General features: G+C 43.5%; 18 protein-coding genes and 4 tRNA genes. All 22 read left to right on the top strand.

Features of this window, described 5'->3' with window-relative positions; translation table 11 throughout:
* The first annotated feature begins 185 nt into the window (after nucleotides 1–185).
* Nucleotides 186–1,079 carry a mechanosensitive ion channel family protein gene (locus tag D0466_RS15215; RefSeq protein ID WP_117323394.1) on the top strand — a complete coding sequence of 298 codons (894 nt, stop codon included), beginning with the start codon at nucleotides 186–188 and terminating at the stop codon, nucleotides 1,077–1,079.
* 21 nt (nucleotides 1,080–1,100) lie between these two features.
* A complete protein-coding gene (locus tag D0466_RS15210) occupies nucleotides 1,101–1,298 on the top strand; it encodes a DUF951 domain-containing protein (protein ID WP_117323393.1) in 198 nt (65 codons plus the stop codon).
* 211 nt (nucleotides 1,299–1,509) lie between these two features.
* Nucleotides 1,510–2,610 carry a redox-regulated ATPase YchF gene (ychF, locus tag D0466_RS15205; RefSeq protein WP_117323392.1) on the top strand — a complete coding sequence of 367 codons (1,101 nt, stop codon included), beginning with the start codon at nucleotides 1,510–1,512 and terminating at the stop codon, nucleotides 2,608–2,610.
* A gap of 193 nt (nucleotides 2,611–2,803) precedes the next feature.
* Complete coding sequence (gene rpsF / locus D0466_RS15200; RefSeq protein ID WP_117323391.1) at nucleotides 2,804–3,091, top strand: 30S ribosomal protein S6; 288 nt, start codon at nucleotides 2,804–2,806, stop codon at nucleotides 3,089–3,091.
* A 56-nt stretch (nucleotides 3,092–3,147) separates the two neighbouring features.
* Nucleotides 3,148–3,654 carry a single-stranded DNA-binding protein gene (ssb, locus tag D0466_RS15195; RefSeq protein WP_117323390.1) on the top strand — a complete coding sequence of 169 codons (507 nt, stop codon included), beginning with the start codon at nucleotides 3,148–3,150 and terminating at the stop codon, nucleotides 3,652–3,654.
* Nucleotides 3,655–3,699: 45 nt separating this feature from the next.
* Nucleotides 3,700–3,939 (top strand): 30S ribosomal protein S18, encoded by a 240-nt coding sequence (gene rpsR, locus D0466_RS15190; RefSeq protein WP_101634357.1) that lies wholly within the window; start codon nucleotides 3,700–3,702, stop codon nucleotides 3,937–3,939.
* A 599-nt stretch (nucleotides 3,940–4,538) separates the two neighbouring features.
* On the top strand, nucleotides 4,539–5,483 hold the full coding sequence (locus tag D0466_RS15185) for a YybS family protein (protein ID WP_117323389.1): 945 nt from the start codon (nucleotides 4,539–4,541) through the stop codon (nucleotides 5,481–5,483).
* Between the two features lie 54 nt (nucleotides 5,484–5,537).
* Complete coding sequence (locus D0466_RS15180) at nucleotides 5,538–7,508, top strand: DHH family phosphoesterase (protein WP_117323388.1); 1,971 nt, start codon at nucleotides 5,538–5,540, stop codon at nucleotides 7,506–7,508.
* Complete coding sequence (gene rplI, locus D0466_RS15175) at nucleotides 7,505–7,954, top strand: 50S ribosomal protein L9 (protein ID WP_117323387.1); 450 nt, start codon at nucleotides 7,505–7,507, stop codon at nucleotides 7,952–7,954. Before D0466_RS15180 ends, rplI begins: the two co-directional genes overlap by 4 nt.
* Before the next feature lie 254 nt (nucleotides 7,955–8,208).
* Complete coding sequence (dnaB, locus tag D0466_RS15170) at nucleotides 8,209–9,558, top strand: replicative DNA helicase (RefSeq protein ID WP_117323386.1); 1,350 nt, start codon at nucleotides 8,209–8,211, stop codon at nucleotides 9,556–9,558.
* 424 nt (nucleotides 9,559–9,982) lie between these two features.
* On the top strand, nucleotides 9,983–11,275 hold the full coding sequence (locus D0466_RS15165) for an adenylosuccinate synthase (protein WP_117323385.1): 1,293 nt from the start codon (nucleotides 9,983–9,985) through the stop codon (nucleotides 11,273–11,275).
* A 350-nt stretch (nucleotides 11,276–11,625) separates the two neighbouring features.
* Nucleotides 11,626–11,701 (top strand) — tRNA-Lys (locus D0466_RS15160).
* A gap of 12 nt (nucleotides 11,702–11,713) precedes the next feature.
* A tRNA-Glu gene (locus D0466_RS15155) sits at nucleotides 11,714–11,785 on the top strand.
* A gap of 25 nt (nucleotides 11,786–11,810) precedes the next feature.
* Nucleotides 11,811–11,886, top strand: a tRNA-Asp gene (locus D0466_RS15150).
* A gap of 27 nt (nucleotides 11,887–11,913) precedes the next feature.
* Nucleotides 11,914–11,986 (top strand) — tRNA-Phe (locus D0466_RS15145).
* Nucleotides 11,987–12,321: 335 nt separating this feature from the next.
* Nucleotides 12,322–13,029, top strand: coding sequence for a response regulator YycF (gene yycF, locus D0466_RS15140; protein WP_117323384.1), 708 nt, complete (start codon nucleotides 12,322–12,324; stop codon nucleotides 13,027–13,029).
* A 4-nt stretch (nucleotides 13,030–13,033) separates the two neighbouring features.
* Nucleotides 13,034–14,878: a cell wall metabolism sensor histidine kinase WalK gene (gene walK / locus D0466_RS15135; protein WP_117323383.1), complete on the top strand. Its 1,845-nt coding sequence runs from the start codon at nucleotides 13,034–13,036 to the stop codon at nucleotides 14,876–14,878.
* Complete coding sequence (locus D0466_RS15130; RefSeq protein WP_117323382.1) at nucleotides 14,875–16,239, top strand: YycH family regulatory protein; 1,365 nt, start codon at nucleotides 14,875–14,877, stop codon at nucleotides 16,237–16,239. The genes walK and D0466_RS15130 overlap by 4 nt, the downstream gene beginning before the upstream one ends.
* Nucleotides 16,226–17,026, top strand: coding sequence for a two-component system regulatory protein YycI (locus D0466_RS15125; RefSeq protein ID WP_117323381.1), 801 nt, complete (start codon nucleotides 16,226–16,228; stop codon nucleotides 17,024–17,026). The genes D0466_RS15130 and D0466_RS15125 overlap by 14 nt, the downstream gene beginning before the upstream one ends.
* Nucleotides 17,027–17,031: 5 nt before the next feature.
* Nucleotides 17,032–17,826, top strand: coding sequence for an MBL fold metallo-hydrolase (locus tag D0466_RS15120; protein ID WP_117323380.1), 795 nt, complete (start codon nucleotides 17,032–17,034; stop codon nucleotides 17,824–17,826).
* Between the two features lie 191 nt (nucleotides 17,827–18,017).
* Entirely contained in the window at nucleotides 18,018–19,244 is a 1,227-nt protein-coding gene (locus tag D0466_RS15115; protein ID WP_117323379.1) for a S1C family serine protease, read from the top strand.
* Nucleotides 19,245–19,443: 199 nt separating this feature from the next.
* The gene (locus tag D0466_RS15110) at nucleotides 19,444–19,602 is read left to right on the top strand and encodes a CxxH/CxxC protein (protein ID WP_117323378.1); all 159 of its coding nucleotides are present in this window, start codon (nucleotides 19,444–19,446) and stop codon (nucleotides 19,600–19,602) included.
* Nucleotides 19,603–19,656 lie beyond the last annotated feature (54 nt).

The raw sequence follows: 19,656 nt of genomic DNA, 5'->3' as shown, positions 1-19,656 counted from the left end.
AAAAGAATGCAGGCTCAGGCCAGACAATGATTTATATCATAATAGCGTGAATGTATAGATATAATACGGTTGCCAAGTTCCTGATATTGTTTTACCTATATACCCATAGTTTTTTTATACAAAAACCCCTAAATTACGATACAATATTGACTATACGAATTTTCGTTAAAAAGCAGGTGTAATGTATGAAGTACTACGAAACAATTCGAGACAGGTTTTCAGAGCATTTTTTTAATGAAGATACATGGGTCATTATCGGGCAAGGCATGGTTAAAATCCTATTGATCATCGTGATAGCCGGTTTTGTCATTAAAATAGGAAAGACAATTATTAGGAAGTTTTTTGAAATGAGGGAACGGAGCCCATTGCGGGTTTCAGAACGCAGGGAAGCCACAATATTAAGGCTGCTGCAAAACATTCTTACCTATGCGGTTTATTTCATTACCTTTATCATGGTTCTTGAAATCATGGGCATCAAGGTGGGGGCACTGCTTGCAGGTGCAGGGATTGTCGGCCTTGCTGTCGGATTTGGGGCACAAAGCCTCGTTAAGGATATCATTACCGGCTTTTTCATCATTCTCGAGGATCAATTTTCGGTCGGAGATTATGTTCGGGTCGGCCAGTTTGAAGGCGAAGTGCTTGAAATCGGACTCCGGACGACGAAAATCAAAAGTGCGACGGGGGAACTGCATGTGCTGCCAAACGGAAGTATTATTGAAGTTACTAATTTCTCGATTCTCAATAGTGTAGCGGTGGTGGATGTCAGCATCCCTCATGACAGTGATTTGGAGCTAGCGGAGAATGTCATAAAAGAACTGCTTCAAGGCATGCCCGAGCGTTATGAGGATATGGTAAATCCCCCGGAGTTATTAGGAATTCAAACCATAACCGCGACAGAAATCGTGTTGCGTGTTCTTTCTGAGGTACACCCGATGCGACATTGGTATATTGGGAGAGTCCTGAGAAAGGAAATTCTGGCTGTCCTTGCTGAAAATGGTATTGAAATTCCCGTTCCGAGGATGGTTATGTCTAGCCTTAATGATCGGGGAAACAAAGGACAGGCACAAAAATCAAACTGAATAAAGGAGTGGGAGGACGGGATGGAAGAAAAGGAATTTGTTCTGAATGATGTAGTTGAAATGAAAAAGCCTCATCCATGCGGCGCCAACCGCTGGAAAATTATCCGATTGGGCATGGACATCCGAATCAAATGCGAAGGGTGCGGCCACAGCGTAATGCTCCCGAGAAGAGAATTCTCAAGAAAATTAAAGAAGGTATTAGAAAAGCATGAAGAATGATCATGCTTTTTCTTATGGGCGCACTTTACCGCTTTAAAGGCCTGGGGGTCATTCCCCCAATCCGCTAAAGCGCTAAAGCAGCGTACCATATTTGCTTGTGTTTTTGGCTTGTAAAACCTATAATTGTGAAGGGTTTATTATCAATTCTGTTTTTCATATTGAAATGAATGTTTCTTTATAGATAAGGTATTCTCAAAGAGGAGTGAAAAGTATGGCTCTAACAGCAGGGATTGTCGGATTGCCGAACGTGGGCAAATCGACTTTATTTAATGCAATAACACAGGCAGGTGCCGAGTCAGCCAACTACCCGTTTTGTACAATCGATCCAAACGTTGGGATTGTAGAGGTCCCTGACCATCGTTTACAAAAGTTAACTGAATTGGTGCAACCGAAGAAAACCGTGCCGACTGCCTTTGAATTCACAGATATTGCAGGAATTGTTAAAGGAGCAAGCAAGGGGGAAGGACTGGGGAATAAATTCCTCTCACATATCCGCCAGGTCGATGCGATTTGTCAGGTTGTCCGCTGCTTCGCAGATGATAACATTACACACGTGTCCGGCAAAGTGGACCCAATCGACGATATCCAGGTGATCAATTTGGAGTTGATCCTTGCCGATCTTGAAACCGTTGATAAGCGTATTGAACGTGTCGGGAAAATGGCGAAGCAAAAAGATAAGGAAGCTATGTTTGAGCATGAAATCCTGACTATGCTTAAGGAAGCATTTGAAGCGGAAAAGCCCGCCCGTACCGTTGAGTTTACAGAGGAACAAATGAAGGTGGCAAAAGGCTTGCACCTTTTGACCATTAAACCGATTCTTTATGTAGCAAACGTAAGCGAAGACGATGTAGCCAATCCTTCTGATAACGAGTACGTGCAGAAAGTCCGGGAATATGCGGCTGCGGAAAACGCTGAAGTCATTGTCGTCTGTGCGAAAATTGAAGAAGAAATTGCGGAGCTTGAAGGGGAAGAAAAACAAATGTTCTTATCCGAGCTTGGGATTGAAGAATCCGGTCTTGATCAATTGATTCGCGCTTCTTACAATTTGCTTGGATTGGCTACTTATTTTACAGCTGGTGTCCAGGAAGTACGTGCCTGGACGTTCCGTAAAGGCATGAAAGCACCGCAATGTGCGGGTATCATCCATTCTGATTTTGAACGCGGCTTCATCCGTGCTGAAACTGTCGCTTATGATGACCTCCTTGCTGCGGGAAGCCATAGTGCTGCTAAAGAAGCTGGGAAAGTCCGCCTTGAAGGGAAAGACTATGTCGTTCAAGACGGCGATGTCATCCATTTCCGTTTTAATGTGTGATGAGGATCACTCTGCAGAAGTTTTCTGCGGAGTTTTTTATTTATGGGAGCTAATGTTTTTAATCAGAGTGATTTGCTAGAATGGATTGCAATGAAAAGGGAATTATGATATACTTTCAACTTGTGAGTAATTACTTAATAATAATTGCTCCTTGCCCGCTTAGGGCCGTTTAGACCAAAAGGAGGTGACAGTGATGAGAAAATACGAAATTATGTATATCATCCGTCCAAACATTGAGGAAGACGCTAAAAAAGCGCTAGTTGAACGTTTCAACACAATCCTTACTGATAATGGTGCGGAAGTTACGGAAGCGAAAGAATGGGGCAAGCGCCGTCTTGCTTATGAAATCAATGATTTCCGTGACGGGTATTATATGCTTCTTAAAGTTAACGCTCCGGCTGAAGCTATTCAGGAATTCGACCGTCTGGCTAAGATCAACGAAGACATTATCCGCCAAATGGCAACAAAAGAAGAAGAATAAACCGATAATAGATAGATCACATTTCCATTCATTTGGAAAGTTGGGGGTTGATTCTGATGATGAATCGCGTAATTTTAGTAGGGCGCTTAACAAAAGATCCTGAATTGCGATATACACCGAATGGGGTGCCTGTTGCAACCTTTACCCTTGCTGTTAACCGTAGCTTTACGAATCAGCAGGGCGAGCGCGAAGCAGACTTCATCAATTGCGTAGTTTGGCGGAAGCCTGCGGAAAATGTGGCAAACTACTTAAAAAAAGGCAGTTTGGCCGGTGTGGATGGAAGAATCCAGACGCGCAATTACGAAGGACAGGACGGCAAACGTGTATATGTGACAGAGATTCTGGCTGAGAGTGTTCAATTCCTTGAACCACGAAGCAGTTCAGCGGGTGAAAGAAATGAAGGCGGTTCTTATGGCAATCAGCGAAACAATGATTATCCATTTGGACAAAATCAGAATCAGAATCAGCGCAACAACAACAATAACTACACTCGTGTAGATGATGATCCATTTGCAAATGACGGTAAGACCATCGACATTTCAGATGACGATCTTCCATTTTAATAATGATGTCGTGAATAAAATTATAAATACAAGGAGGGAATTTTTATGGCAATGGGCGGACGTAAAGGACGCGGTAAGCGTAAAAAGGTTTGTTACTTTACATCACAAGGAATTACTCATATCGACTACAAAGATGTAGATCTTCTTAAGAAGTTCATCTCTGAACGCGGTAAGATTCTTCCACGTCGTGTAACTGGTACAAGCGCTAAATACCAACGTAAATTGACAGTTGCTATCAAGCGTGCACGTACTATGGCATTGCTTCCATACGTAGCTGGAGAGTAATAGCTGAGAAAAACCCTGTTTGCTTTTTGCGCAATCAGGGTTTTTTGCTGTATTCTAAATGGAGAAGCCTTATGCTTTGTTCAAAGGCTAGTGAAACCAGGATTTCAAATAAAAGAGCCGAAAAACATATTAGAGCAGTTTCGAAAGTTCAAACTTATGTATATATGAAAAAAAGCGCGGCCGATTGGCACACGCCTTTTTTCACCACACATTTTTAGCGGGGGTGGGTGGGAAAATACCGGGAAAAGATTCTAACGCTGCGTATATCGATTCAACACCGTAGTGCCTTTAGCCCGAATGGCAAATTTCCCATACAAGGCGGCCAATACTTCACTTGAAGTCGCTGTTAAACGTTCCATGTTCATCAGTCCCTTTCTTGTTGGTATTGTATCATCCTTGCACTTTTTATTTACCCGCTTGTCCTCTTCTAAAACATTTTCCCTGTAAAATCATTTCAATTTTTCCCCGCATTTTGTGTTTTCCCCTGAGAAAAAGATGGTTCGTTTGAAAAATGGCCAAAAAAATGGCTACAATACAAGAGAGCTTATCTGCTGTGCACTTATTTAAAGAGCTACTAATATTGAGAAGGTTGTGGAAGTTTGAACAATGGAAGAAAGATTGCCGAAGGAGGAGCGCTTTTAGCTCTATATAGTATTTTACTGCTTTTGACCGTTTATTTTCCCTTATTGGGTTTGCCATTATTTTTCTTTCTGCCGGTACCTTTTATTTTGACGGCCATTAAGCACGACCTTGGATGGTCCATAGGATTCCTCCTAGTGGCATGCGGCCTGTCAGCATTGTTTGGCACGATTACGGCGATTCCGATGGCTTTGGTCACAGGGGCGACAGGAGTAACAATCGGGGCTTTGATCAGAAGAAATAAACCCGCATATCTGGTGTATGTCGGCGCAGTCCTGATTCTGATTATTGGAATAGTGGCTTTGTACGGGGCGGCAGCCTGGTTCTTTGATGTCGATTTCATTGGGGACTTTATTAGCATGTTAAGGGATTCTGTTGGCAAATCCCTTGATATGATGACCGCCATGGGCCAAGAAGTACCGGAAGATTTTACAAAGGGGATTAATGATTGGGTCGATATGCTGAATACTTTATTGCCTGCCTTATTGGTTGCGACTTCCATGGTGATGGCAGCCCTTATTGTCCTTGCCTCCAATCCGTTCGTAAAAAGATTCAGCGAGAAAAAAGTTTCATGGCCTCCTTTAAGAGAACTTCAACTCCCAAAAAGTCTTTTATGGTATTATTTAATTACGATGGTAGCTGGATTTTTTCTTCGGCCGGAAGAAGACAGCTATCTCTATATGGTGATTGCCAACCTTCTCTTGATTTTGCAGTTGTTGATGCTGCTTCAGGGTTACTCGCTATTATTTTTCTTCAGTCATATAAAAGGGTGGGCCAAGGCGGTTCCGGTGATTATTTTGGTCTTATCCTTGTTCATGCCGTTCTTTCAGGCATTCATCCGGATAGCAGGAATCGTTGATCTGGGATTTCCAATTAGGGATGCCCTTCGGAACAAGAAGCAATAAAGATCGTTTAATCATAAAATTTTATACTTAGACATGCTTTTAGGAGCTGAAAATATGCCATCTTTTTTACAGAAGCAGTCTATTAGGTATCCCATTTATGGCTTGCTTGGTGCAACGCTCGCACTTGTAGGGTTTGTTGCCTATTATTCCTGGTGGATTGCTTTAATAGGGCTTGCGCTTCTATCTTTTTTATTTTTCATGGTATTTAGGATTGAATATAAAAACCGGCGTGAAACTGAAGAATATATTTCTACATTATCTTATCGGCTGAAAAAAGTGGGCGAAGAGGCCCTGCTTGAAATGCCAATCGGGATTATGCTTATTAATGATGATTATTATATCGAATGGACCAATCCTTTTTTGGCATCCTGCTTTGATGAGGATTCGCTTGTAGGAAGGTCGCTGTATGACGTAGCGGAATCAATCGTGCCGTTGATTAAACAGGAAGTGGAAACAGAAACTATCACGCTCCGGGCGCGGAAGTTCAAAGTGATCCATAAAAGGGAAGAACGGCTGCTCTATTTCTTTGATGTGACCGAACAGGTCGAAATTGAACAGCTTTACGAAGATGAACGTACAGCACTCGCCTTTATTGCTCTGGATAATTATGATGAATTGACACAGGGAATGGATGACCAGCGAAAAAGCAGCCTGAATAGCCTGGTCACCTCCCTTTTGAACAAATGGGCCAAGGATAATGGCGTGTTTTTAAAACGCACTTCTTCTGATCGGTTCATGGCTGTATTCAATGAAAGCATCCTTCAACTGCTTGAAAAAGGAAAGTTCTCAATTCTGGATGAAATCAGGGAAACGACCGCGAAGCAAAATGTTTCTCTTACTTTGAGCATTGGCGTGGGCTCGGGTGTTTCTTCACTGCCGGAGTTGGGTACTCTCGCACAGTCAAGCCTTGATCTTGCTTTAGGCAGGGGCGGCGATCAGGTCGCCATCAAATTGGCCAATGGGAAAGTGAAATTCTTTGGCGGCAAAACCAATCCGATGGAAAAACGGACCAGGGTCCGCGCCCGCGTGATTTCCCATGCGCTTAAAGATATTGTGCTTGACAGTGACAAAGTCATTGTAATGGGCCATAAGCATCCCGATATGGACGCGGTGGGATCCGCCATCGGCATCACGAAAGTAGCCCAGATGAATGAGCGTGATGCTTATATCGTCTTAAACTTTAACGAACTCGATACTGGGGTCCGCCGGTTAATGGAAGAAACCAAGAACAAGCCCGATCTGTTTGACCGTTTCATCACGCCTGAGGAAGCATTTGAGATGATTACCGATGAAACCCTTCTTGTGGTTGTCGATACCCATAAACCGTCGATGATGATCGAGGAACGCCTGTTAAACCGGATTGACAAAGTGGTTGTAATCGATCATCACAGGCGGGGGGAAGAATTCATAAACAATGCGCTGCTCGTCTACATGGAGCCTTATGCGTCCTCAACGGCTGAGCTTGTGACGGAGCTGCTGGAATATCAGCCGAAGCGAAGCAAGATCGATATGCTTGAATCGACCGCACTGCTTGCCGGTATTATCGTCGATACGAAGAGCTTTACGCTGAGGACAGGATCGCGGACCTTTGATGCGGCGTCCTATTTAAGGGCGCATGGAGCGGATACAGTTCTTGTCCAAAAGTTTTTGAAAGAAGATGTGGATACGTATATTAAACGATCCAAATTGATTGAGAAAGTTTCTTTTTATAAAAACGGGATTGCAATTGCAAAGGGATCACCTGAGGAATTTCATGATCAGGTATTGATCGCCCAGGCGGCAGATACCCTTTTGACGATGGATGGTGTGCTCGCTTCCTTTGTGATTTCAAGACGTACGGAAGATATGGTCAGCATCAGCGCGCGATCACTTGGGGATATCAATGTACAGGTAATCATGGAAATGTTGGAAGGCGGAGGGCACTTAACGAATGCGGCCACCCAGCTCTACACATCCATCGAGGAAGCGGAAGAACGTTTAAAAACAGCGATTGATGAATATTTAGAAGGAGGACAAAGCGAATGAAAGTGATTTTTTTAAAGGATGTAAAAGGAAAAGGAAAAAAAGGGGAAGTGAAGAATGTGTCAGACGGTTATGCGCAAAACTTCCTTCTGAAACAAGGCCTGGCTGTAGAAGCTTCTAATGCCAATATGAAAGCTTTGGAAGCACAACAAAATAAACAGCAAGTCCTGGCAGCCGAAGAGCTCGAACAGGCCAAGGAATTAAAGGAAAAAGTCGAAAAGCTCACTGTCGAGCTTCAGGCAAAAGCGGGTGAGGGCGGCCGCCTTTTTGGTTCCATTACAACAAAACAAATTGCCGAGGAACTGCAAAAGAAACATAAAATCAAAATTGATAAGCGCAAAATGGACCTTAGTGAAGGAATCCGCACGCTTGGCCACACTAAGTTTCCGGTCAAATTGCATCCGGAAGTAACGGCCACGCTGACAGTCCATGTCAAAGAAATTAACTAATTTTAGTTCTTTCCTATCTGAAAGAAACTAGATAAAATAGAAGGTAAAGAAAAATGTGATTGGGCGTATTGTCCCATCACTTTTTTTACTTTAGGAATCTTTACGTTCTTAAGTTGTTTCCATTAAGGCGATAATTTGTTTTTAACTACGTACTAGGCAATAAGGCAATCGATTGTTCTCCAGTTTCTATTTTTTTTATATACAGAGGTTTGAAGTTTGACAATCCCCTTCTCGGGAAAAAGGAGGTTAGCAGAGTGAATGAATTATTCCAGGATCGCATCCCGCCGCAGAATATTGAAGCTGAACAGGCGGTGATCGGGGCGATTTTCTTAGAGCCTTCCGCTCTTACGCTTGCTTCTGAAATCCTGATTCCAGAGGATTTTTACCGCAGCTCCCACCAAAAAATCTTTAATGTTATGATCAAGCTCAACGATCTTGGAAAAGCGGTCGATTTGATTACGGTCACTGAAGAACTTGCAGCTTCCAAAAATCTGGAAGAAGTAGGGGGCGTCTCGTATTTGAGCGAGGTGGCAGCATCGGTCCCAACTGCTGCCAATATCGAATACTATGCACGTATCGTCGAAGAGAAATCGTTACTGCGCAGGTTGATCCGCACGGCAACAAACATAGCCCAGGAAGGCTATAGCCGAGAAGATGAAGTGGAAAGCCTGTTGGGGGAAGCGGAAAAAAATATCATGGAAGTGGCGCAGAGGAAAAATACGGGTGCCTTCCAAAATATCAAGGATGTATTGGTTAAAACTTATGACAATATCGAAGTCCTGACGAACCGCAAAGGGGATATTACCGGTATTCCGACAGGGTTTGCCGAGCTGGACCGGATGACAGCAGGCTTTCAGCGCAATGATTTGATCATTGTGGCTGCCCGTCCTTCCGTCGGTAAAACAGCATTCGCTTTGAACATTGCCCAAAACGTGGCGACGAAAACGGAAGAAAACGTCGCGATCTTCAGCCTGGAGATGGGCGCTGAACAGCTGGTCATGCGTATGCTGTGCGCGGAAGGCAATATCAATGCACAGAACCTCCGGACAGGATCGTTGACCGATGAAGATTGGCGCAAGCTCACAATGGCAATGGGAAGCTTGTCGAATGCCGGCATCTATATTGATGACACACCCGGCGTGCGTATCGGGGATATCCGTTCCAAGTGTCGCCGGCTTAAGCAAGAACAGGGGCTTGGGATGATTCTGATCGACTATCTCCAGCTCATCCAGGGCAACGGCAGATCTGGCGAGAACCGGCAGCAGGAAGTTTCGGAAATATCACGTTCCCTAAAGGCGTTGGCCCGTGAGTTGCAGGTGCCTGTCATTGCCCTTTCCCAGCTTTCCCGTGGCGTGGAACAGCGCCAGGATAAGCGGCCGATGATGTCCGATATCCGTGAATCGGGAAGTATTGAGCAGGATGCTGATATCGTAGCTTTCCTGTACCGTGATGACTATTATGATAAGGAATCAGAAAACAAAAATATCATAGAAATCATCATTGCCAAACAGCGTAATGGACCGGTTGGAACAGTATCTCTCGCTTTTGTAAAGGAATATAACAAATTCGTCAATCTTGAAAGACGCTTTGATGACTCAGCTTAATGGGGTCAGTCTCCCATTTCAGTTGTGCGGTAAAGCATTAAAACCATCCCTACAGGACCGGGGATGGTTTTTATATTTATTCGGCATCGTTTTAATGCTATTGAGTTACAAAAAATTTCATAGTTAAGCACAAAAATGTGGTGATTTAAGAAAAAATGATCGATCAATAAGGCGTTCTCTTTGTTTATGTAAGCACAATTTAAAAGCATTTCATATGCCTGGAAACGTGTTTCAGGAATGCAATCTTTGGACAGCATATTAAGAGAAATGATATACAATTTACGAACGAAATAATAACTTAATATTACAATGTTCGGTTTTCATTGACTTCTCCATTGAAAAACTGATAAAATGAGTTTGTTTGATAAGAACCGGATGTTGAAACACGGCAACGGTATTACGTGAATTTTTGGAGGTGCGACGCATGACGTCAGTGGTAGTAGTAGGAACTCAATGGGGAGACGAAGGCAAAGGCAAAATAACGGACTTTTTATCAGAAAATGCGGAAGCGATTGCCCGTTACCAAGGGGGCAACAATGCCGGCCATACGATTAAGTTTGACGGCGAGACGTATAAACTGCATCTAATTCCATCAGGAATTTTCTATAGTGATAAAATTTGTGTCATCGGAAACGGTATGGTGGTTGACCCAAAAGCATTAGTGAAGGAATTGGAATACCTGCACAGCCATGGCGTGACAACTGATAATCTTCGGATCAGCAATAGGGCGCATGTGATCCTTCCGTACCATTTAAAGCTGGATGAAGTGGAAGAAGAGCGTAAAGGCGCAAATAAAATTGGCACGACGAAAAAAGGAATAGGCCCGGCTTATATGGATAAAGCGGCCAGAATCGGAATTCGGATGGCCGACCTTTTGGACCGTGAAGTTTTTGAAGAAAAGCTTGCACATAATCTGGAAGAAAAGAACCGCCTCCTGGAGCGTTTTTATGAAACGGAAGGTTTTAAGATTGAAGATATTCTAGACGAATATTATGAATACGGACAGCAGGTTAAAAAATATGTATGCGATACTTCAGTAGTTTTGAACGATTCTCTTGATGAAGGCCGCCGTGTTTTATTTGAAGGGGCACAGGGTGTTATGCTTGATATCGATCAAGGGACATACCCTTTTGTTACTTCATCCAATCCGGTAGCGGGCGGCGTGACGATCGGATCAGGCGTCGGCCCTTCCAAAATCAATCATGTTGTCGGAGTGTGCAAGGCGTATACAACCCGGGTAGGGGACGGACCTTTCCCTACGGAACTGGACAATGAAATCGGCCATCAGATCCGTGAGGTCGGCCGCGAATACGGAACGACAACCGGACGCGCACGACGTGTTGGCTGGTTCGATTCTGTAGTGGTCCGCCATGCACGCCGGGTGAGCGGAATTACCGATTTATCGTTGAACTCAATCGACGTTCTTACCGGCATTGATACATTGAAGATTTGTATCGCTTATAAATATCAGGGAGAAATCATAGAAGAGTTTCCGGCAAGCCTTAAGGTACTCGCTGAATGTGAGCCTGTGTATGAAGAGCTTCCGGGCTGGACAGAAGACATTACTGGCTGCAGGTCCCTTGATGAACTGCCTGAAAATGCGCGCCACTATATTGAGCGTGTATCACAATTAACCGGCATTCCATTATCGATTTTCTCAGTGGGACCAGATCGTACACAAACAAATGTAGTAAAAAGCCCTTGGCGCCAAATGTAAGTATTTCGGAACTGCTTTTGTTGGCAGTTCCTTTTTTCATGGTTCCGCTGGTGGTTTTAAGCCCTTTTTCCCTCACAAATTGAAAGACAATCATTTAGGAAACTGAAATAAATAAAATTTTTTTAAAATACTATTGCGCAAGTATGGGAATCTATGATAATATCAAAAGCGTCGTCACGAAAGGCTACATAAAACTGAACGGCGTTTTACATGGCAAGCCATTAGCTCAGTCGGTAGAGATGAGCGTTCCGTCATGAATAAGCTGCAAGTTGCAGAATTTACTTCTTGAAAAGAGGTAAATGGGGCACATCTTCCGCAAAATGAGGATAGCGGAGTGAATTTCAAATACCGAGCCATTAGCTCAGTCGGTAGAGCATCTGACTTTTAATCAGAGGGTCGAAGGTTCGAGTCCTTCATGGCTCACCATCTATATAATATGGCCCCTTGGTCAAGCGGTTAAGACACCGCCCTTTCACGGCGGTAACACGGGTTCGAATCCCGTAGGGGTCACTTTTAAAATAATAACTATATTTTTGGTCCCGTGGTGTAGCGGTTAACATGCCTGCCTGTCACGCAGGAGATCGCGGGTTCGATTCCCGTCGGGACCGCCATGCATATTACAAAGATACATAATTTATGGCTCAGTAGCTCAGTTGGTAGAGCAAAGGACTGAAAATCCTTGTGTCGGCGGTTCGATTCCGTCCTGAGCCATCTTTCAAAACGCCCATTTGGCGTTTTTTTTATTTTGCCTCTATTCATATTGCCCCGCATACGCGGTAACAGCAGGACATTCGAAGTTTCTTCCCCGTTTTTTCAGAGAGTAAAAGCCGTAAACCTATGAAACTGGTAAATATTCTATCAGGGATAAATCACCTAAAAGGTGAATTAATATGTATAAAATGATAAAGTAGAATAGAAAACATGCGTCTTTGTCCTTTAATAAGGATGAATGAAATTAAAAATGAATTTTATGATTGGCCCCGTACACTATTCAGAGTTGTGGGCCATCTTCCAATATTGCAGAATATATTCAAAGGAGAAAATCCATGGAAAAGAAAATTCTTGTTGTAGATGACGAAAAGCCAATTGCGGATATATTGCAGTTTAACCTGAAGAAGGAAGGCTATGAGGTTACATGTGCCCATGACGGCAATGACGCGGTTAGGTTGGTGGATGAAATTCAACCGGACCTGATCTTGCTCGATATCATGCTGCCCGGGCGCGATGGCATGGAAGTCTGCCGTGAAGTACGGAAGAAGTATGAAATTCCAATCATTATGCTTACAGCAAAGGATTCTGAGATTGATAAAGTACTCGGGCTTGAACTAGGGGCGGATGATTATGTGACAAAGCCGTTCAGTACCCGCGAAATCATTGCCCGTGTAAAGGCCAACCTGCGCCGCCAAGCAGCGGTCCCTGCTCCTGATTCTGAGGAAGAACCGAAGGAAATTGCAATTGGAACCCTGGTAATCCATCCGGATGCATATGTGGTGTCCAAAAGGGGCGAAACGATAGAGCTGACCCACCGGGAGTTTGAATTGCTCCACTATCTGGCCAAACATATCGGACAGGTCATGACCCGGGAGCATTTGCTTCAAACAGTATGGGGCTATGATTATTTCGGTGATGTGCGGACAGTTGATGTTACCGTGCGCCGCCTCCGGGAAAAAATTGAGGATAATCCAAGCCACCCCGGCTGGATCGTAACAAGAAGAGGGGTAGGCTATTACCTCCGCAATCCTGAACAGGAGTAGATAGATGAGAAAGGTAAGCTTTTTCCGTTCTATACACTTAAAATTTGTACTCATCTATGTGTTGCTTATTTTGGTTGCGATGCAAATCATTGGTGTATATTTTGTGCAGGGCCTCGAAAAGAAATTGGTTGATAACTTTAAAAGTTCAACTTCGGATAATATTAACCTTCTCACATACAGCCTTGGCGAAGAAATGAGGACATATTTGCAAAGCGGTGTTCCGGATGAGGCGGATGAAGCCAGATACAAGGAAAATATCCGGACGATTCTTGAGGATAATCCTTCTACTGATCTCCATGAAGTGCGTGTTATTGACAGCAGCGGCAAGGTAATCGGGACATCGAAAAATGACAATCAAGGAATTGTAGGCAAAAAAACTACCCAGACCTTGGTGAAAAGGGCGCATGCCCTGGGAACTGAGGAAGAAGAAACGCGCCGTGATCGAAAAACGGGAAACCGTTTGTGGGTCCTGGCAACTCCGATAAAAGACAAAGATGATAAGGTTATCGGTATAGTGTATTCGATTGCTGAAATGGAAACAGTGTACGAACTGATGAAGCAGATCAATCAGATTTTCATAACCGGAACCGCAATCGCACTTGGCATTACGGCCATTCTAGGCATTTTGCTGGCCCGGACAATTACCAGGCCAATGTCGGATATGCGTAAACAGGCGCTTGCGCTCGCAAAAGGAAATTATTCAAGAAAAGTAAAAGTGTATGGCAATGATGAAATCGGGCAGTTAGCCGTCACTTTTAATAACCTAACCAGGAAGTTGCAGGATGCCAACTCAACCACTGAAGGGGAGAGGCGGAAGCTGTCGTCCGTTCTGGCTTATATGACTGATGGAGTGATTGCCACTGATCGCAGAGGAAGAGTCATCCTCATTAATGAACCTGCAGCCAAATTGCTGGATGTTTCACGTGAAACAGTGTTAACGCAGCCCATTATTACGTTGCTGGGGCTTGAGGAACGATACACCTTTGACGAGCTGCTTGAGGAAAGGGAATCCGTAATCCTTGATTACAGCACCAATAAGGATCCGTATATCTTACGGGCCAATTTTTCAGTCATCCAAAAAGAAACAGGCTTTGTAAATGGCCTTATTACAGTACTTCATGATATTACGGAACAGGAAAAAATTGAGGAAGAACGCCGTGAATTCGTTGCGAACGTTTCCCACGAGCTGAGGACGCCGCTAACAACGATGCGAAGTTATCTGGAGGCCCTGGCAGATGGGGCTTGGAAGGATGAATCGCTTGCTCCCTCCTTTTTAAGTGTCACCCAAAATGAAACGGAGCGGATGATCCGGCTGGTCAATGATTTACTCCAGTTGTCCAAAATGGACAGTAAAGATTACAATCTATCGAAAGGCTGGGTGAATTTTACCAAGTTTTTTGACCATATCATTGACCGTTTTGAGATGACCATAGAGGAGCATATCACGTTTCAACGGGACATCCCTTCCCGCTCCTACTATGTAGATATTGATGAGGATAAGATTACCCAGGTGCTTTACAATATCATTTCCAATGCGATTAAGTACTCTCCCGAAGGCGGGAAAATTTCGTTCCGCATCAAAGAGCAGCCGGAAAAAATTGTGGTCAGTATCAGTGACCAGGGAGTGGGAATTCCAAAGAATAATCTTAGCAAGATATTTGAAAGATTCTACCGGGTCGATAAGGCGCGTGCCAGAAATCTCGGGGGTACCGGATTGGGCCTTGCGATCGCCAAGGAAATGGTGGAGGCCCATGACGGAGAGATATGGGCAGAAAGCAAGGAAGGGAAAGGGACAACCATCTTCTTTACACTTCCTTATGAGCAAGAACAAGAGGATGAGTGGTCATGAGCTTTGAGGGCGCAAAAAATATCATTTTGACCACTTTAGTTGCTGCCAGTGCGTTATTGACCTGGAATATATGGACCTATCAGCCCGAATTTAAAAAAATTGATCAAAGTGAATTTATTAGGGACGACAGTCAAAAACAGGAATTATCAGAAGTGATAAAGCCCGACCGCGTGCTCTTCCACACCCAAGGGAAACATTTTCAGACCCATGATGAGGGAGAAATAATTAAAATTCAAACAGAGATCGCCAAATGGACCCTCTTTAATTTTAAAGATGCGTCGCATCTGGCGGGAAACAAGAAATTCCTCTCTTTTGTCCATGCGGATGGAAATACGGAAGTGATTTTTCCTGATCAAATTCCCTTGAATTTATATAAATCGGTTTTAAATTTCGATGACAGAAAACTACCGAAGGTGTCCTTCGACCGGATCATATTTAAAACAGAGCCGGGCATAAGTGAAGGAAAGGTTTATTTCGTCAACTATAAACAAAAGAAAGTGTACCAATCACAGGTTAGCACCGCACATTTAAAGAATTTTAACAATGCATTTGCAAGCCGGGCTGAAGGATTTCCAGAATACATCTCCAAGGAGATTAATCCACAGCGTACGCTTTTCTTGCCGAAGGAAGCCGTACAATTAAGCCAGGTCAAATATTACATTAACTATTTGGATATTGATGAAAATTTTAAAGAAACGCTTTTTACGAACCCGGATAAAGTTGTGCAGGATTCTGTTACCCGGGGAAAGGAATATACAGATGGTTCAAAGCTTCTGTCTGAATACCAGGATTTCTCGACGATTGAATTTGTGAACCCGGCCCAAAAAAGTTATTCCAATGGGGCCCCGGTGGATCTGCTGCAAAAAAGTATCGATTTCGTAAGCAATCATGGCGGGTGGGGAGATCATTACGATGAGGGCAGGAAAACAGATGGGCAGCAGACCATCGGATTCCGTTATTCTGCCCAAAGTGAAGATGGGCAGAAAGTCATATTCCGGTTATTCAAGGGCGGATACCCTGTTTTCAATGAACAGGGCATGTCTGAAATTGAGCAGACGTGGGGCGATGAAGAAATTTACCGTTTCAGGCGGCCATACTTCAGCATTGCTTTCGCTATTGAAACGGATTATCCGTATAAAGTCAAGCTTCCTTCAGGACAACAGATCTTGCAGCAATTCACAGAAAACAGGAATATCGAACTGCAGGACTTAGAGGATATCCGTGTCGGGTATAAATTATCAAGGGATCCGCTGGAGCCAAAATTGATTGTGCTTGAGCCTTCCTGGTATTACCTATATGGAGGTACATGGACTGTTTTGCCGATCAATAAACCGGTAGGTGGAAAAATTGGACTGGAGTAAAACAAAGACAATCTTTATCATGGTTTTTCTTGTGCTGGATATTTTTCTTCTCTATCAATTTTATGAGAAGAAAAAAACAAACCAACCCGATTATTTGACGGAAACTACTGCGGAAGAGCAAATGAAGCAAGAGCGGATTACCCTTCCCGAATTTCAAAACGAACCGGTAAAAGAAAGTATCCTAATGGGAAATAGAAAAGAGTTTTCAAAGGACGACAGCAAGAAATTTAAAAACCAGGAATTGTCTTTAGATGACAAAACTAGGCTGGTTGCCAATTTTAAAAAAACGACCACTGTGAGTAAAGATTTTGACCCAAATGAGCTCGCTGGATTCCTGAAAGAGAATATTTATGAAGGACAAAGCTATAAATTCTGGGAGTTTGATCAGCCTTCCAATAGGATTATTTATTACCAAAGTTACGGGAACAAAACATTCTATAATAATACGAATGCAAAATTGACCCTGAGGCTGAATGAGAAACGGGAAATTGTAGCCTATGAACAAACGTATTTGGAAGATATCAAACCAATGAACAAAAAACAAGAAATTTTGCCGGCAAACAAGGCAATTGTCCAGTTGTACAATAAGGGCTCTCTTCCCGAAAGTACGAAGATAACGAATGAGGATGTGGAACTTGGTTATTACAGCTTGCTTAAATCCTCCTCCTCTTCCTATTTATTAACACCAACCTGGCGGATTAAGGTCAACGGCAAGGATATGTACGTGAAAGCATTTGACGGGGAAGTTATTGAATTGGATACAGAAGAAAAAATACAACTGGAGTGAGTTTCATGACCATGCATTTTAGTGTTCTCGCAAGCGGGAGTACGGGAAATGCCTTTTATGTGGAGACGGAGGAACATGCATTTCTCGTGGATGCCGGCCTTAGCGGCAAGCAAATGGAAGCACTTTTTTCAGGGATTGGGCGGGATATGTCCAAGCTGTCAGGAATTCTCGTAACCCATGAACATAGCGACCACATTAAAGGCCTGGGCGTTGTGGCCAGAAGATATAACCTTCCAATCTATGCGAATGAAAAGACTTGGAACGCCATGGAACGGTCCATTGGTGAAATCCCTGTTGAGCAAAAATTTACGTTTGAGATGGAACAGGTCAAAACGTTCGGCAGCCTGGCAATTGAATCATTCGGCGTATCCCATGATGCGGCTGAACCGATGTTCTATGTTTTCCACCAGGAAGATAAGAAGCTTGTGCTGATTACGGATACAGGGTATGTGAGCGATCGGATGAAAGGGATTATTTCCAATGCAGATGCCTATATTTTTGAGAGCAATCATGACGTGGGAATGCTGCGGATGGGAAGATATCCTTGGAGTGTAAAAAGACGGATCCTGAGCGATGTGGGCCATGTGTGCAACGAGGATGCGGCCATTGCCATGAGTGAAGTCGCAGGCGACAAAACAAAACGAATCTACCTGGCACACCTGAGCCTTGATAACAATATGAAGGATCTCGCAAGGATGTCTGTGGAACAGACGTTGCAGACGAGGGGTATCACCATTGGCCAGCAATTCTCGCTGTATGACACTGATCCCAAAACGCCTACGGAACTCGTGACTGTGTGATTAATGATTAGGAATGGAAGCATATGCTTTCATTCCTTTTTTATTTCTAAGCTTTTCCCTGAAAAATAAAAGGACAGCTCCCGAAAGATCTTTTTTTTAGAAATTTTTTGTTCGATGAGTATAATTAAGGGTATAAAGAAAGACTAGAAATTGCTATAATTTTCATCTTTTATAGAGAGGGTTGATCAGACTTGGGATATTATGATCAAGACTATGAAAATCGAAACCAGCGAAACAGAGGGAGCCGTAAAGGCTATTTCCTAGCCGCTTTGGCGGGGATCATTATTGGTGCTCTTCTGGTGATGGTCGCGTTTCCGAGGCTTGGGATCGGCGATTTCGCTGGAGATGGCCAAAATGCTGTAACTCAAGATGAAACCGGCCGTGAAACGGAGACAAATGGCATTAAACAGCATGTAACTGTGAATGTAAATACGGCGGTTACAGAGGCGGTTGATAAAGCAAGCGGCGCGGTTGTGGGCATAACCAATATACAACGTTCCGACTTTTGGGACCAAGGTGGAGGACGGGATGGTAATGAAGCAGGTACCGGTTCCGGAGTCGTCTATAAAAAGGCAGACGGAAAAGCATGGATAGTGACTAACCATCATGTTATTGAAGGAGCGAATGAGCTCGAAGTCACACTGCAGGATGGCACGAAAATCCCTGCCAAGATAAGAGGAAGCGACCCATGGACTGATCTGGCAGTTGTTGAAGTAGATAGCGATAATGTAAAAACCGTTGCAGAATTCGGAAAATCAGCCGCTTTGAAACCAGGTGAACCGGTTCTGGCAATTGGGAATCCCCTTGGACTGCAATTTTCCGGATCAATCACTCAGGGAATCATTTCAGGTTTAGAGCGTACAATTGAAATTGATATTAACCAAGACGGTGAAGTTGATTGGAACGCAGAGGTCATCCAAACAGACGCGGCCATCAACCCGGGGAACAGTGGAGGTGCATTGGTCAACTTAAATGGCCAGGTCATCGGAATCAATTCCATGAAAATTGCGCAGGAAGCAGTTGAAGGGATTGGACTTTCCATTCCAATTGATTCAGCCATTCCAATCATCTCAGATATTGAGAAATATGGTGAAGTAAAACGCCCATACATGGGTGTGAATTTGGCATCTGTAGAAGAGATTTCGCATTACCACCAGCAGAACACATTAAATCTGCCGAACAATGTTACAAGCGGTGTCGCAATTACTGGCGTACAAATGGGATCACCGGCTTCCAAAGCAGGATTAAAGGAATTCGACGTAATTATCGAGTTGGATGATAAGAAAGTTGAAGATGTTGTGGAATTGAGAAAACATCTATACAACGAGAAGAAAATCGGCGATGAAGTGAAGGTCACTTATTACAGGAACGGTAAGAAACAGAATACTACAATTCGCTTAACGGGAGAGACGATGTAAAAAAAGAGAATGCAGGAGGCTTCGGCTTCCTGTTTTTTTGTTGCAATGATGTATTTTAATGGGGAATCATGTAAATGGTTGCTGCCCTTTCAGGGTTTTGTTACGATACATTGTGGATAAATGGGATGCAAACGTCGAAAACTGTTTATATGGATAACGGAAAGAAACCATTATTAATAAATCAAGGGAGTAGATATAGATGATCTATTGCTGCCAGGAACATGTGGAATTAGCTTTGGATACAGTAGTTGATGAGCATGAAACATACCCGCTATTGAATGAGATCCCAAAGGAAAAACAATTATCAACAAGCTGTGAATATTGTCGAAATGTGGCAGTATATATGGTAGGGAACTAATATTCCCATACAACATGTGGATAGAAATTGTGGACATGTGGATAAGTTCTGTGG

The sequence above is a fragment of the Peribacillus glennii genome (assembly GCF_003429105.1).
Taxonomy (GTDB): Bacteria; Bacillota; Bacilli; order Bacillales; family DSM-1321; genus Peribacillus; species Peribacillus glennii.
Note: the sequence above shows the minus strand (reverse complement) of the source record. Positions and strands in the feature narration are given on the sequence as shown.

Coding starts and splice junctions, on each gene's coding strand:
- D0466_RS15215 (WP_117323394.1), top strand. CDS start 186: ATGAAGTACTACGAAACAATTCGAGACAGGTTTTCAGAGCATTTTTTT.
- D0466_RS15210 (WP_117323393.1), top strand. CDS start 1,101: ATGGAAGAAAAGGAATTTGTTCTGAATGATGTAGTTGAAATGAAAAAG.
- ychF (WP_117323392.1), top strand. CDS start 1,510: ATGGCTCTAACAGCAGGGATTGTCGGATTGCCGAACGTGGGCAAATCG.
- rpsF (WP_117323391.1), top strand. CDS start 2,804: ATGAGAAAATACGAAATTATGTATATCATCCGTCCAAACATTGAGGAA.
- ssb (WP_117323390.1), top strand. CDS start 3,148: ATGATGAATCGCGTAATTTTAGTAGGGCGCTTAACAAAAGATCCTGAA.
- rpsR (WP_101634357.1), top strand. CDS start 3,700: ATGGCAATGGGCGGACGTAAAGGACGCGGTAAGCGTAAAAAGGTTTGT.
- D0466_RS15180 (WP_117323388.1), top strand. CDS start 5,538: ATGCCATCTTTTTTACAGAAGCAGTCTATTAGGTATCCCATTTATGGC.
- rplI (WP_117323387.1), top strand. CDS start 7,505: ATGAAAGTGATTTTTTTAAAGGATGTAAAAGGAAAAGGAAAAAAAGGG.
- D0466_RS15165 (WP_117323385.1), top strand. CDS start 9,983: ATGACGTCAGTGGTAGTAGTAGGAACTCAATGGGGAGACGAAGGCAAA.
- yycF (WP_117323384.1), top strand. CDS start 12,322: ATGGAAAAGAAAATTCTTGTTGTAGATGACGAAAAGCCAATTGCGGAT.
- walK (WP_117323383.1), top strand. CDS start 13,034: ATGAGAAAGGTAAGCTTTTTCCGTTCTATACACTTAAAATTTGTACTC.
- D0466_RS15130 (WP_117323382.1), top strand. CDS start 14,875: ATGAGCTTTGAGGGCGCAAAAAATATCATTTTGACCACTTTAGTTGCT.
- D0466_RS15120 (WP_117323380.1), top strand. CDS start 17,032: ATGACCATGCATTTTAGTGTTCTCGCAAGCGGGAGTACGGGAAATGCC.
- D0466_RS15110 (WP_117323378.1), top strand. CDS start 19,444: ATGATCTATTGCTGCCAGGAACATGTGGAATTAGCTTTGGATACAGTA.